Raw genomic sequence first — 12,361 nt, forward strand, 5'->3', positions numbered from 1 at the left:
GAAAATTATAACACCCTGAAGTGGTCAAAGCCTGTAGGCTCAAGCGGCTTCCCATCAAGGAAAACACCCTGCCCCTCTTCCACAAAACCTATCTGCACAATGCTGAGGAAGGGGTTCAGTCTTTCAGGGGGATGGGTAAAAAGAAGCTCGTAGTCCTCTCCACCAGAAAGGGCATACTCAAGAGGGTCTTTTCCGTGCTTTTTGCAGAAGTTTATGAGTTCCTGAGAGAGGGGAATTTTTTCAGAGAAAAAACTGAGCCTCACACCGCTTGCCCTCGAGAGCTTTTCCGCATCTGAGGAAAGTCCGTCGCTTATGTCCATGCTGGCGTTGGCATACTTTGAAACATGTTTTAAAAGGTCTATTCTTGCAGTGGGTCTTAGATGCTTCTCCATAAGCCTGAGCTCAAAGTCCTCGTAAGAGCGTCTTTCCATCAGGAGAAGCTCAAGCCCTGCCCTTGAGTCCCCCAGAGGTCCAGACACAAAGACTCCGTCCCCCGCCCTGGCACCACCCCTGCCCACAAACCTCTCCGCCTTCCCTAACATAAATACATCTATACACAGCTTATCCCCTCTGCTCAAATTCCCGCCCACCACCTCACAAGAGTAGAACTCACAGGCCCTTTTTATGCCAAGGTATACATCCTCTATATACCTCAGCTCCATGTCTGGAAGCACCAGTGAGACAAGGGCATACAGGGGTTGTCCACCGTTTGCCACCACATCGCTCACATTTACAGATATTGCTTTCCAGCCTATGGCGGAGGGAGGATAGTGAAGCTTGAAGTGCCTGTCCTGAAGAAGCACATCGCACGTAAGGAGAAGTAAGCTATTTCCCAGCCTTACTGGTGCGGTGTCGTCTCCTATGAGTCCACTTCCCAGTATACCTTTAAGCCTTTCTATGAGGCCGAACTCACCTATCTCAGAAACCTTCATTCTGTAAATATCTGCCCCTCTATGGGCTGAACCATAACACCCCTATCTTCAATAAACTTCATTGCCCTCTCTATCTCCTCAGCCTCACCTTCCACTTCAACGGTGAGTATGCCTGTGTCCTTTGTTACCTTTGCAGTTCTTATGTTAACCACCACATCAAAATTCTTGCAGACCATACACAGGACTGGCTCCTTCACCTTTTCCTCTGGATATATGAGCTGAAGCCTTATCAGGTTCATAGAAAAATTATATCAGACCTTGAGAATGTAATCGGCCATCTCAAAGGAAGATTTAGCTATGGCAATCAAAGCCTGACTGTTTATACCTGTCAGCTTTTCCAGATTCACAACCACATCACCCTGAGCAGGGTCCTGCATGTTTAGCAATTCCGGAAATTTTTCTTCCAGCACTATAGAATAATCCAGTATGCTCCTCAAGTGCACATTCTTTCCCGTATAACCATCAATAATCTCCTGTTCTATTCTGACATCTTTTAGAAAAGCTATCTTATCCATACCAAGAATTTCATCTATAAGAGAGAAAAGACCAATAAGGTAGGCTTCAGACTCATACTTAGGGTTTATAAGCTCGGCAATCTTCTGAGCTATTAGAGCCCTTGTGAGTGATTTCTTCCATAATTCTGGATTCTCAACGGATACGTAGTCATTCATTGCCAGAACAAGCAGAAAGTTTCTCAAGTTTTTCAGGCCAAGCATGGCACAGGCCTGCTCCACACTCTTTATTTCCTTTATGGGAGAGTAATAAGCAGAGTTTACAAGCCTGAGTATCTTTGCGGTCATGCCCACATCTGTGGCTATGAGGCTGGCAATTTCTCTGGGGCTCTGGGCAGCATGTATGGTGGCTATAAGTCTCAGCAGGGTATTTTTCAGGTAGGGTGCGGTCTGGAATTCTTTCAGTATAAAGGGACTTTCCAGGTAAATACCCTGGAAAAGGTCTCCTATTTTGCTAACTCTGTTGTATTCTTCCGCATCCTCTATTCTTGAGATGAGAAGGGTTTTTGACTTTGACTTTGATAGGTCCAGAATCTTCTGATTTAGCCTTTTTGCATCCACAGAGATTATGTTTACCTTGTCCAGGAGTCCGGCCATCTTCTCATTTTCCAGATTTTTTTCATTTAAACTGAACATAACGCCCTGCTCCATGTATCTGTCTATGGCGTTCAGTATCTGCCTGTAGACCATTTCACCTACTGGCACCTGGGGTTCTATTACCTCAATTATCAGCTTCCTGGGATCAAGGGACTCAATGGCCTTGTTTATAAGTGAGTCAAGGGACACATTTATCATTATCCTTTTGCCTTCTCCCACCCTTTCTATACCCTGCTCCAGAATTATCTCTATTATTATGTAGGTTGCCCTGCTGTAAGGAACTTCCTTTGGATACTCATACATGTTATCCCTTTTTCTGAGAAAGACCTCAAAGGCAACCCTCCTGCCCTCTCTGTTAAATATGGGTTGCTTTGCTATAAGAAAGCTCATCCATGACCTCTTTCATTTCGGGATACAGCGGGAATTGCTGGCAGAGTTCTATAACCTCCCTGCCAACTCTTTCAATAACATCCCTGTCTTCTAAGTTCTCTATCACCTGAGCTATTAGTCTGGCTATTAGCCTCATCTCCTCTTCCTTCATGCCCCTGGTGGTCATGGCAGGCGTTCCGATTCTTATGCCACTTGTCTTTGTAGGTGGCAGGGGGTCAAAGGGAACAGCGTTCTTGTTAACTGTTATGTTTGCTTTTCCAAGGGCATCTTCCACCTGTTTGCCCGTTATTCCCCTGTCTCTCAGGTCAAGGAGCACTATGTGGCTGTCCGTTCCACCGGATACTACCTTAAAACCCAGCTTTATGAACTCTTCAGCCATTGTCTGAGCGTTCAGAACCACCTGCCTTGAGTAAGCCTTGAACTCTTCGCTCATGGCTTCTTTAAAGGCAACTGCCTTCGCCGCTATAACATGCATTAGAGGGCCGCCCTGCAGACCCGGAAAGACGCTCTTGTCTATATCCTTTGCAAACTCTGCTCTGCAGAGTATAAAGCCACCTCTGGGACCTCTGAGGGTCTTGTGAGTGGTGGAAGTCACAAAGTGAGCGTAGGGCACAGGGTTTGGATAAACCCCGCCTGCTATGAGACCTGCATAATGTGCCATGTCCACCATAAGGTATGCACCCACATCTTCCGCTATCTGGGCAAACTTTTCCCAGTCTATAACCCTTGGATATGCGGATGCACCTGCCACTATTAGCCTGGGCCTGTGCTCCTTTGCCAGCCTGTAAACTTGGTCATAGTCAATGAGCTCAGTCTCTGGATTGAGGCCGTAATAGACCGCATGGTATACCTTTCCGGAAAAGTTTACCTTTGCTCCATGCGAGAGATGCCCGCCATGGGCAAGGTCCATACCAAGGATTGTATCGCCGGGTCTGAGAATGGCCATGTATACCGCCATATTTGCCTGAGAGCCTGAGTGGGGTTGCACATTTGCATGCTCCGCACCGTAGAGTTCCTTTACTCTACTTATGGCAAGGTCCTCTGCTATGTCAACAAACTCACAGCCGCCGTAATACCTTTTGTGAGGCAATCCCTCCGCATACTTGTTGGTGAGCACCGAGCCCTGTGCTTCCATAACCGCAAGGGAGGTGAAATTTTCTGAGGCTATGAGTTCAAGATGGTAGAACTGCCTTCTGTATTCCTTGACTACTGCCTCGTATATATCCGGGTCTACCTGTCTGAGGTGTCTCATGTCTATTATTTTACTCCCATTCTATGGTGGCTGGTGGTTTCGAAGATATGTCATAAACCACCCTGTTTATGCCTTCCACCTCGTTTATAATCCTTCTCATCACATAGTCAAGAAACTCGTAAGGAAGCCTTGACCAGTCTGCTGTCATGCCGTCAGAGCTGTCCACAGCCCTGAGCCCCACAACCCTTTCATAGGTTCTCACATCGCCCATCACTCCCACGCTTTTAACTGGCAAAAGCACCGCAAAAGCCTGCCAGACCTTATCATACAGACCCCACCTTTTAAGCTCCTCTATGAATATGCTGTCTGCCTCCCTTATGGTCTCCAGGTCTTCTTTCTTAACCTCTCCCAATATTCTTATGGCAAGTCCTGGACCCGGGAAGGGATGACGCATGAGCACCTCCTCCGGCATTCCGAGAAGTCTTCCCACCTGACGCACTTCGTCTTTGAAGAGCTCCCTCAGCGGCTCAAGAAGTCTCAAATTCATCCTCTCTGGAAGTCCTCCCACGTTGTGATGCGTCTTTATCACCTTTGCACCGGGAATACCCGCACTTTCCACCACATCAGGATACAGAGTGCCCTGAAGCAGAAAGTCTGCACCCAGCTTCTCAGCCTCCCTTTCAAAAACCTCTATAAAGGTGTGTCCCACTATTCTTCTCTTCTCCTCAGGGTCTTCCACGCCCCTTAGCCTCTCCAGAAAGAGCTCTTCTGCATCAACCCTGTAGAAGGGCAGGTTCATCCTCCCGAAGTAGCCTTCCACCTCTTCTACCTCACCCTTTCTGAGAAGTCCGTGGTTTACAAAGACGCATCTGAGCTGGTCTCCAACAGCTCTGTATGTGAGAAGCGCAGCAACTGTTGAATCCACACCACCTGACAGGGCACATATTACCTTGCCGTCCTTTACCTCTTCCCTTATCTCTTCCGTCTTTTCCTTAACAAAGTTGCCCATGCTCCAGTTTTTCTGAGCACCGCACACTTCAAAGAGGAAGTTTGACAAGAGCTCTTTTCCATACTCTGTGTGGGCAACCTCGGGGTGAAACTGCACACCATAGATGGATCTGTCCCTGTGTCTGATGATTGCATAGGGGGAGTTCTCCGAACTCGCAAGGCTTTCAAAACCCTCAGGAAGCCTTACTGCCTTATCTGCATGGCTCATCCACACATCAAACTCCTGGGGGAGGTCTCTGAATATGGGGTCACTCTTCACAAGTCTAAGTCTGGCTCTTCCGTATTCCTGTTTTTCAGACCTTTCCACCAGACCACCAAGCTGGTGCACCATTGCCTGTAGTCCGTAGCATATGCCAAGAATGGGAATGTTAAGGTCATAAAGTCGGAAGTCTGGAAGGGGGGCATCCGGTTCATACACAGAGGCAGGACCACCGGAAAATATCAGACAGTAAGGATTTTTCTCCTTCACCTCTTCATGACTTATGTTGTAGGGTACAATCTCGCTGTAAACACCGAGCTCTCTTATTCTCCTCGCTATAAGCTGGACATACTGGGAACCAAAGTTCAGGATTAGGGCGGGTCTCCTTACCACCATATTTAATTATACATCATTGACAGTTTGGAGTGGTGCGTATATACTAATCGTTGAGGAGGGTTATCAAATGGTAGAAAAAATCATAGCAAGGATAAATACGGGTTTCAGTGAGGGTTTATCCGTTGAACTGCCCGATGGACTGTGTATAGGAAATGGTCAGCACAGGATAAAGGTTCTGAGGAAAGATGTTGTAAAGGATGTTCTGAGAGACCCTGAGATGGGCTTCTGTGAGGCTTACATGAGGGGGGATATTCTCATTGAGGGAGACCTTGAAAAGGTTGTCCGAGCCTGCATGGAATATGTGGAATCGGAAGGTGGAGAAGGTTTGAGAGGCGTTCTGATGACCCTTCTGAGATGGCTATTGAAGGGTTTTGGGTTTATCAAAATGATTGAAGGTAAAGAGGTAAGAAGGCATTACGACCTTGGTAATGAGTTTTATCAGCTCTGGCTTGACAGGTCCATGACCTACTCCTGTGCCTTCTTTTCAGAGCCCAGCATAAGTCTGGAGGAGGCGCAGAGTGAAAAGAGAAGGATAATATACGAAAAATTACAGCTAAAAGAGGGTGACAGGCTTCTGGACATAGGATGTGGATGGGGTTCCATCATACTTGAGACCGCATCCATGTATGGAGTAAACTCTGTAGGCATCACCCTTTCCAAAAATCAGTATGAATACGTGAAAGATAAAATAGAAGGCCTTGGTCTAAGGGGAAAGACTGAGGTTTATCTCATGCACTATGAAGACCTTCCAGAACTTGGCAGGAAGTTCAACAAGGTGGTGTCTGTGGGTATGTTCGAGCATGTGGGAAAGGGAAGGCACAGAAGGTTCTTCGAAGCGGTTACCCAGATAATGGAGGATGGCGGTCTTTTTCTGCTTCATACCATAGGGAAGGTCCATCCTTCAAGTCAGAGCAGATGGATAAGAAAATACATATTCCCCGGTGGCTATTTGCCTTCCATAGAAGAAGTGCTCAGGGCTTCCAGAGGGCTTGGTTTCAACCTGATAGATATAGATGACTGGAGGCTCCACTATTATCTCACACTAAGGGAGTGGAAGAAAAGGTTCCTGAGTGTTAGAGACTGGGTTGTTAAAAGGTATGGAGAGGAATTCTTCAGAATGTGGGAGCTCTACCTTACTGCCTCTGCTGTTTCTTTCTATACGGGCAGCAACCACCTTTTTCAGTTTCTCTTCTCAAGGGGTGTGCTTAACAGCTACCCGGTTATGAGAAGATACATGGGTCAGCCCCTCCTCGCCTCCTGAAGGTCTCCCAGACCTTTCTTTATAAATTCCCTTACAAAAGGTATGCTGGAGTTCATGATATCTTCTCTCGTGCCTGTCTGAACCACCTGTCCATCCTTCAGTATCATTATCCTGTCCGATATGGAAAAGGCGGACACAAGGTCATGGGACACCACGATGGCGGTTGAGCCTGTCCTTTCCCTTAGGTTCAGTATGAGCTCGTCTATGAGCCTGCTTGTAATCGGGTCCAGGCCAGAGGTGGGCTCGTCGTATATTATGAGCTCAGGCTCTGTAGCTATGGCCCTGGCTATCCCAACCCTCTTTTTCATCCCCCCTGAGAGTTCAGAAGGGTAAAGGTCAAGATGTTCTTCAGAGAGTCCAACCATGTGGAGATATTTAAGAGCGAGAACCCTCAGGTCCTCTTCCCTGTTCCTTCCGTGTTCAAGATGGAAGAAAACCACGTTCTCCCATACGGTAAGGCTGTCAAAAAGAGCTGCTCCCTGGAAGACGTAACCTATGTGCCTCCTGAGCTCATCAAGCTCCATCTGATTCAGCGCCGCCACATTCTTCCCAAAAGCCTCAACTCTTCCGGATGTTGGTTTATAGAGTCCAACAAGGCATTTGGTTATGGTTGTCTTACCGCTTCCGCTCCCACCCAGTATGGTAAAGACCTCACCCTCATAAACCTCAAAGCTCACATTCCTGAGTATTTGCCTTTCACCTATATAAAGGCTCAGATTCTCTACTAGGACAAGGGGTTTCATGGAGCCTTCAGGGCGTCAAGCACCAGCTGGTCAAGCTCTCCAGCCCTCTGCAGGTCTCCTGTATGCATGAAGGGTATGGTGCCCGTTATGGTGCCTCCAGGGAAAAGGTTGTTTTCTACGCTGTTTATCTTGACCTCAAACACAGAGACAGGAAATTTGACCTCTTCTATCCTTTCGTGAAGAAGGCTTGCAGTTCCGTAGCAGGCAAGAGCCTTGTCCTGTGCTATAAGCATGAGGCATACCTGCCCTGTCTGGAGCATGTTCTTGGCACTCTTGGCGTTAGAACTCAGGGCAACCCTCAGTGTCCTGTCATCCACTGGATACATCCAGGTTATAAAGGTAAGGTGCATGTTCCCCTCCTTATCGGAGGTAGCAAGAACTGCAGGGAAAACGCCCAGATTACGCATCAGGTCTGCAAGTTCCTTCGGAATCATACTTCACCTCCTTTGAGACTTTTTAAAAATATAAACCCTCTGCAGGGTGGTAAATAGGGAACCCAGAGCCACTATGCTTACCGCGATAAAGACCATATCCAGGGCTATACCAGCCAGAAGCACCGCCCATCTTTCTGGTCTTTCAAAGAGCCCTGCCTTCAGCTCATAACCCAGGCCCTCTGCCCTTGCTCTTGTGTAGCTCACCGTGAAGGAGAAAAGCATGGCTAAGAGCGCCATGAGGGAAAGAAGTCTGTCCTGCGAGGAAAGAGCTAATGCTATAAAGGGGAGGGCATCGGACACTCTGTCAAGAAGGGAATCAAGGAGCGCCCCTAAATCCGAGTTTTTACCAAGTCTTCTGGCAAGACTTCCATCCAGTGCATCAGCAAGAGCACCAAGGAGAAGTAGTAAAAAACTCAAAGCTGTATATCCTGAGTAAAGAGCCAGGGACCCAAGGAACACAAGAAGAAAACCTGTAAAAGTTATGAGGTTAGGCGTAGCCCCCAGCTTTTGAAGCAGGGCGATAAGGGGTTCGGTCATCCTCTCAAAGGCAGGCTTTAGCTCCCTTACAATATAGCTCATGTTCATCTCCTGCGGCGAGGGAGGGATTCGAACCCCCGGTGGGCTCTGAACCCACAGCGATTTTCGAGACCGCCCCGTTCGTCCACTCCGGCACCTCGCCTCACTTATAATTATAAAGCCATATGTTGCTTACAGTTCTTTTTGCAACAGCACTACTTTCTATAAGCCTCTTTGAAGCACTCATAGTTCTCCTGCTTGTGTATGCTCTTTACAGGTTCTTCAGAGGTTTAAGGTATGGGGGTAGGCTTTTCTTGCCACTGACTTTGCACGCTTTTACGGTGCTATTGTCGACAAGCCTTTTCCATATGTCGCAGATAGGCAAAGCTATAGAGAGGGGTCCTTTCCTGCTTCTTTATTGCTATGGAGAACTTCTCAAAGTAAACCCAAAAAGTCTGTTAAGGTTCAACCAGTTTTTGTTTCTGTCGGGGCTTTTTCTTCTACCTGTGGTTTTCTACAGATATAGTCAGACAGGTCAACCTGCCATGTTGTGGGGTGGCTGGTTTGAGGTAGGTGCCTTCTACAGCATTTTCACAGTAGCCAGCCTTTCTCTCTTTTTCTACTCGAGAAAAATATACTATCTGTTGCCCTTCATACCTTTTGTAGGAATGGTCTTTTTCACCATGAGAAGGTCAACCATGCTGGGGCTGGCCTTCGCCCTGATTGCCTTTGCACTGCTCGCCAGTAAGAGTCTTTCCAGAAGGGCCTTCTGGGGTATTTTGATTACCCTATTCATTGGCTTTGTTGCAAGTAGCGTAACTCTCGCTCAGAAAGACATAAGATACAGAGCTGTGTATGAGTTCATAACTGGAAAGAGAGCACTGGACGATGAAGCGCTAAACACCATATCAAGCTATCGCTGGGAGATTGCGAAGGCAGGTATTCAGGTTATAAAGGAGGACCTTCAGGAAGGCAACTGGCTCCCTCTCCTCATAGGACATGGTATAAACTCAGGCTATTACCTTGAACCCAGAAGTCCTGTTGGTGGTGTATATGAGTCGGTTTTTTTGCTTTCTGAATTTATTGAAAAGGGTCTCATTGGCCTTCTGGCAGTTCTCTGGGTATACTACTCCTATTTCAGGTTTCTGCTGAATTTCAGGCTCATGCGTAGAGAAGAATATCTTCTTATGCCCCTTCTCCTTGCTCTTGGCTCACATCTGATAGGTTCTGTCTTTACCTTTTTCTGGGATGCTATGCTCCCCCTCTATCTCGTAATGTTCAGGGTGGTAGAAAGGCTCAAGAACGCACCATCATACGGTGAGCCCTCCCCACAAGCTCAGAAAAGCTCTGAATAGACCTCTCCCTCAGGTATTCTTCCAGGCCATCAAGAATCTTGAGAGGAGAATAAGGGTCAAAGAAGTTGGCAGTGCCTACCTGAATGCACGTTGCCCCTGCCAGCACATGCTGAAGGGCGGAGTCTGTGTCGTGTATGCCACCAACACCTATTATGGGCACAGAAAAACCAAACTCTGAGAAGACTTCCCATATCATTCTTACCGCTACAGGAAGTATGGCAGGTCCGGAAAGACCACCCATCAGAGTAGAAAGCTCCGGCTTCTGTGTCCTTGTATCTATTTTCATGCCAAGCAAAGTGTTTATAAGCACAAGTCCATCAGCTCCAGAGTCCAAACATACTCTGGCGAAGGCTTTTACATCGCCCGTGTTGGGCGAGAGCTTGACAAGAACAGGTTTTCTGACCCTTGCCCTGACCCTGTCCACAAGCCTTCCGAGAACAACAGGGTCATGCCCAAAAAGCATGCCGCCCTTTTTCACATTTGGACAGGAGACATTAAGCTCATAGGCCACCACCTTCTCCGCTCCCTCAAGGGCAAGGCATACCTCCACATATTCCTCCTCGGTCTCTCCGAAGATGTTGGCTATGAAGTGAGTTTCTATGTCTTTTATGCGTGGGTATATCTTTCTCAGAAAGCCCTCCACGCCCGGGTTCTGAAGGCCAATGGAGTTAAGCATTCCACAGGGTGTTTCTGCGATTCTCTCTGGTGCGTTTCCCTCCCTTGGTTTTAGGGATATACCCTTGGTGACTACCGCTCCCAGCCGTGAGATATCGTAGAGTTCCATTGCCTCAAGACCATAGCCAAAAGTGCCTGATGCAACCCAGACAGGGTTTTTAAACCTTATGCCAAAGAGCTCCACAGAAAGCTCAGGCATTCAAACTCCTCCCGAATTCCTCAAGGCTCCACCTGAGAGACTCTTCATAAGGCACAGGCTCTCTTCCGCAAAGCTTTTTTACACCGTTGCTTTCCACATCCTGGTCAAGGCCGCACACATTGCCCCTCCACATCATAAGCATCTGGTCTGAGCTGAAAGGCGGTGGCTGGAGGAGCTTTTCAACCAGAAGACCACCAAGATACATTGCAGCCCTTGGCAAAGGCAGAAGAAGCACCCTTCTCCTCCAGAAACTGAATATATCCTCAAGAAGTTCTCTGAAGCTCACTTTCTGGCTTCCGCATAGCTCGTATGTCTTTCCATCACTTTCATCCGCCTTTAAGGCATTTACAAAAGCGCAGACCACATCCCTAACATCCACGGGCTGGAAAAGATAGCTACCACCACCGGGCAGTGCGACCACGGGCAGGATTCTGGTTATCTTCCACATGTCAGAAAAGAGCCTCTGCTCTGGTCCAAGTATGATTGAAGGTCTCATTATGGTGTAGTTAAGACCAGACCTTTTTAGCTCCTCTTCCGCCATAAACTTGGTGCGGTGATACATGGAAGGTGCATCTGGGTGAGTGCCGAGGGCGCTCATATGAACCACTTTCCTGAGCCTTCCGTATTCCTTAGATACTTCATAAAGGGTCTTTGAGTAAAGATAATGCACCTTCATAAAGGTCTGAGCGTGCCTTCTGTCTTCCACAAGGATACCCACAAGATGTATTAGGAAATCAGGCTCAAATTCCTCAAAGACCTTCAAAAGAGATTTTTTATCCCCAAGGTCAGATATGTAGGGTTCTACCTTATCACCGAACAGATGCTCCAGCTTACTCACATCCCTTACAATGCATCCAACGGTGTAGCCAAGTTTCAGAAGCTCATCAACCACATGTCTTCCCACAAAGCCAGTTGCACCTGTTACCAGAACTTTCATCCCTGAACCACCTCTATGGCGGTTTCCTTTTGCCTGCGCCTTCCTAGCTTGCCTGCCAGAAGGGAAATCTCATATAGAAGGATGAGAGGCACTGCCATGAGCACCTGAGTGGTAACGTCTGGTGCTATGAGGGCCCCAGCCACGAAGGCAAGAACTACAAAATACTTCCTGAAGGACTTGAGCTGTTTTTCTGTGACAAGACCAGACCTCTGCAGGAGAAAAATAACCACAGGAAGCTCAAAGGCTATACCAAAGCCCACTATCATCTTGAGAAGGAAGGATATATAAAGGTTGACAGAAAGAAAGGGAGTTGCCTGGAGCTGGGAAAGTCCTATACCCAGCAAAAACTTCAGAGCCATGGGGAGAGCCAGAAAGTAGGAAAAGGCTCCACCAAGGAGGAAAAGAAGTATAGAGAAAAAGGTTAGAGGCAGGACAAGCCTTTTTTCATTTGGATAGAGAGCTGGCTCTACGAACCTCCACAGCTGATAGAGTATAACGGGCAGAGAGAGAATAAAACCGAAGACTATGGATATTTTCAGAAGTATGAAAAGAGGCTCGGTGGGTGAGAGGGTTACAAGCTGAACCTGGGGGTATGACTTCCTGACAGGCTCTTTGAGAACCTCAAATATGTAGCTGGCAAAGTAAAAAGCCACACCGGTGCCCGCCAGAAACGCCAGTATAGACTTAATCAGCCTGCTTCTGAGTTCCCTCAGATGCTCCGTCAGGGGCATCCTGGGAAGTTCCTGATTCTCCATTCTCTTTCTTTACCTCCTCATGCTGAGCCTCTTCTATTAAATCATATGAGTCTGCTTGAGGGCTGACATCCTTGCTTTCTTCCATTATCTTCTTGTTCACACTTTCCATGTATAGCTGATACCTGAGCTCATCCCAGGTTTCCCTTATCTTGCGCAAAAACTCGCCCAGCTTAGTGGCTACCTCCATCATCCTCTCTGGACCTAGGAAGATGAAAGCCACCGCAAGAATCACCAAAAGCTCAGGAAAGTCCATAGCTCAC

General features: G+C 47.5%; 14 protein-coding genes and 1 tRNA gene. 2 read left to right on the plus strand and 13 right to left on the minus strand.

All coding sequences use genetic code 11. The features are described 5' to 3' along the window. Positions 1-5 precede the first annotated feature (5 nt). From thiL to guaA, 5 genes are read right to left on the minus strand one after another with little or no spacing between them, the layout of a single operon-like run. Positions 6-932 (minus strand): thiamine-phosphate kinase, encoded by a 927-nt coding sequence (gene thiL, locus ACKRDP_RS06470; RefSeq protein ID WP_409153960.1) that lies wholly within the window; start codon positions 930-932, stop codon positions 6-8. Continuing rightward, the gene (locus tag ACKRDP_RS06475) at positions 929-1,171 is read right to left on the minus strand and encodes an NIL domain-containing protein (protein ID WP_409153961.1); all 243 of its coding nucleotides are present in this window, start codon (positions 1,169-1,171) and stop codon (positions 929-931) included. Before ACKRDP_RS06475 ends, thiL begins: the two co-directional genes overlap by 4 nt. A 12-nt stretch (positions 1,172-1,183) precedes the next feature. Then, positions 1,184-2,431, minus strand: coding sequence for an EAL and HDOD domain-containing protein (locus ACKRDP_RS06480; RefSeq protein ID WP_409153962.1), 1,248 nt, complete (start codon positions 2,429-2,431; stop codon positions 1,184-1,186). Next, positions 2,397-3,683: a serine hydroxymethyltransferase gene (gene glyA / locus ACKRDP_RS06485; RefSeq protein WP_409153963.1), complete on the minus strand. Its 1,287-nt coding sequence runs from the start codon at positions 3,681-3,683 to the stop codon at positions 2,397-2,399. The genes ACKRDP_RS06480 and glyA overlap by 35 nt, the downstream gene beginning before the upstream one ends. Positions 3,684-3,693: 10 nt before the next feature. Continuing rightward, the gene (guaA, locus tag ACKRDP_RS06490; RefSeq protein WP_409153964.1) at positions 3,694-5,226 is read right to left on the minus strand and encodes a glutamine-hydrolyzing GMP synthase; all 1,533 of its coding nucleotides are present in this window, start codon (positions 5,224-5,226) and stop codon (positions 3,694-3,696) included. A 67-nt stretch (positions 5,227-5,293) separates the two neighbouring features. On the opposite strand from guaA, the gene ACKRDP_RS06495 reads away from it, so the two are divergent. Then, a complete protein-coding gene (locus ACKRDP_RS06495; RefSeq protein WP_409153965.1) occupies positions 5,294-6,487 on the plus strand; it encodes a class I SAM-dependent methyltransferase in 1,194 nt (397 codons plus the stop codon). Here the strand turns inward: ACKRDP_RS06495 and ACKRDP_RS06500 are convergent. The 4 genes from ACKRDP_RS06500 to ACKRDP_RS06515 form a co-directional block, all read right to left on the minus strand. Next, the gene (locus ACKRDP_RS06500) at positions 6,466-7,230 is read right to left on the minus strand and encodes an ABC transporter ATP-binding protein (RefSeq protein ID WP_409153966.1); all 765 of its coding nucleotides are present in this window, start codon (positions 7,228-7,230) and stop codon (positions 6,466-6,468) included. The two genes, ACKRDP_RS06495 and ACKRDP_RS06500, sit on opposite strands and share 22 nt — an antisense overlap. Next, entirely contained in the window at positions 7,227-7,664 is a 438-nt protein-coding gene (locus tag ACKRDP_RS06505; protein ID WP_409153967.1) for a pyridoxamine 5'-phosphate oxidase family protein, read from the minus strand. The genes ACKRDP_RS06500 and ACKRDP_RS06505 overlap by 4 nt, the downstream gene beginning before the upstream one ends. A 3-nt stretch (positions 7,665-7,667) precedes the next feature. Then, the gene (locus ACKRDP_RS06510) at positions 7,668-8,243 is read right to left on the minus strand and encodes a CDP-alcohol phosphatidyltransferase family protein (RefSeq protein WP_409153968.1); all 576 of its coding nucleotides are present in this window, start codon (positions 8,241-8,243) and stop codon (positions 7,668-7,670) included. Positions 8,244-8,255: 12 nt separating this feature from the next. Then, positions 8,256-8,343, minus strand: a tRNA-Ser gene (locus ACKRDP_RS06515). Positions 8,344-8,365: 22 nt separating this feature from the next. Here ACKRDP_RS06515 and ACKRDP_RS06520 point away from each other — a divergent pair. Next, positions 8,366-9,535, plus strand: a complete 1,170-nt coding sequence (locus tag ACKRDP_RS06520; RefSeq protein ID WP_409153969.1) for an O-antigen ligase family protein — start codon at positions 8,366-8,368, stop codon at positions 9,533-9,535. Here ACKRDP_RS06520 and ACKRDP_RS06525 read toward each other — a convergent pair. From ACKRDP_RS06525 to ACKRDP_RS06540, 4 genes are read right to left on the minus strand one after another with little or no spacing between them, the layout of a single operon-like run. Further along, on the minus strand, positions 9,477-10,409 hold the full coding sequence (locus ACKRDP_RS06525) for a dihydroorotate dehydrogenase (protein ID WP_409153970.1): 933 nt from the start codon (positions 10,407-10,409) through the stop codon (positions 9,477-9,479). The genes ACKRDP_RS06520 and ACKRDP_RS06525 overlap by 59 nt on opposite strands. Continuing rightward, positions 10,402-11,346 (minus strand): complex I NDUFA9 subunit family protein, encoded by a 945-nt coding sequence (locus tag ACKRDP_RS06530; protein WP_409153971.1) that lies wholly within the window; start codon positions 11,344-11,346, stop codon positions 10,402-10,404. The genes ACKRDP_RS06525 and ACKRDP_RS06530 overlap by 8 nt, the downstream gene beginning before the upstream one ends. Next, the gene (gene tatC / locus ACKRDP_RS06535) at positions 11,343-12,077 is read right to left on the minus strand and encodes a twin-arginine translocase subunit TatC (RefSeq protein WP_409154011.1); all 735 of its coding nucleotides are present in this window, start codon (positions 12,075-12,077) and stop codon (positions 11,343-11,345) included. Before tatC ends, ACKRDP_RS06530 begins: the two co-directional genes overlap by 4 nt. Continuing rightward, the gene (locus ACKRDP_RS06540) at positions 12,031-12,354 is read right to left on the minus strand and encodes a twin-arginine translocase TatA/TatE family subunit (RefSeq protein ID WP_409153972.1); all 324 of its coding nucleotides are present in this window, start codon (positions 12,352-12,354) and stop codon (positions 12,031-12,033) included. Before ACKRDP_RS06540 ends, tatC begins: the two co-directional genes overlap by 47 nt. Positions 12,355-12,361: the final 7 nt, after the last annotated feature.

Origin of the sequence: Pampinifervens navoyensis, assembly GCF_046159715.1 — a bacterium.
In the GTDB taxonomy this organism is placed as follows: domain Bacteria; phylum Aquificota; class Aquificia; order Aquificales; family Aquificaceae; genus Pampinifervens.

Coding starts and splice junctions, on each gene's coding strand:
- ACKRDP_RS06540 (WP_409153972.1), bottom strand. CDS start 12,354: ATGGACTTTCCTGAGCTTTTGGTGATTCTTGCGGTGGCTTTCATCTTC.
- ACKRDP_RS06500 (WP_409153966.1), bottom strand. CDS start 7,230: ATGAAACCCCTTGTCCTAGTAGAGAATCTGAGCCTTTATATAGGTGAA.
- tatC (WP_409154011.1), bottom strand. CDS start 12,077: ATGCCCCTGACGGAGCATCTGAGGGAACTCAGAAGCAGGCTGATTAAG.
- glyA (WP_409153963.1), bottom strand. CDS start 3,683: ATGAGACACCTCAGACAGGTAGACCCGGATATATACGAGGCAGTAGTC.
- thiL (WP_409153960.1), bottom strand. CDS start 932: ATGAAGGTTTCTGAGATAGGTGAGTTCGGCCTCATAGAAAGGCTTAAA.
- ACKRDP_RS06510 (WP_409153968.1), bottom strand. CDS start 8,243: ATGAGCTATATTGTAAGGGAGCTAAAGCCTGCCTTTGAGAGGATGACC.
- ACKRDP_RS06525 (WP_409153970.1), bottom strand. CDS start 10,409: ATGCCTGAGCTTTCTGTGGAGCTCTTTGGCATAAGGTTTAAAAACCCT.
- ACKRDP_RS06495 (WP_409153965.1), top strand. CDS start 5,294: ATGGTAGAAAAAATCATAGCAAGGATAAATACGGGTTTCAGTGAGGGT.
- ACKRDP_RS06520 (WP_409153969.1), top strand. CDS start 8,366: ATGTTGCTTACAGTTCTTTTTGCAACAGCACTACTTTCTATAAGCCTC.
- guaA (WP_409153964.1), bottom strand. CDS start 5,226: ATGGTGGTAAGGAGACCCGCCCTAATCCTGAACTTTGGTTCCCAGTAT.
- ACKRDP_RS06480 (WP_409153962.1), bottom strand. CDS start 2,431: ATGAGCTTTCTTATAGCAAAGCAACCCATATTTAACAGAGAGGGCAGG.
- ACKRDP_RS06505 (WP_409153967.1), bottom strand. CDS start 7,664: ATGATTCCGAAGGAACTTGCAGACCTGATGCGTAATCTGGGCGTTTTC.
- ACKRDP_RS06475 (WP_409153961.1), bottom strand. CDS start 1,171: ATGAACCTGATAAGGCTTCAGCTCATATATCCAGAGGAAAAGGTGAAG.
- ACKRDP_RS06530 (WP_409153971.1), bottom strand. CDS start 11,346: ATGAAAGTTCTGGTAACAGGTGCAACTGGCTTTGTGGGAAGACATGTG.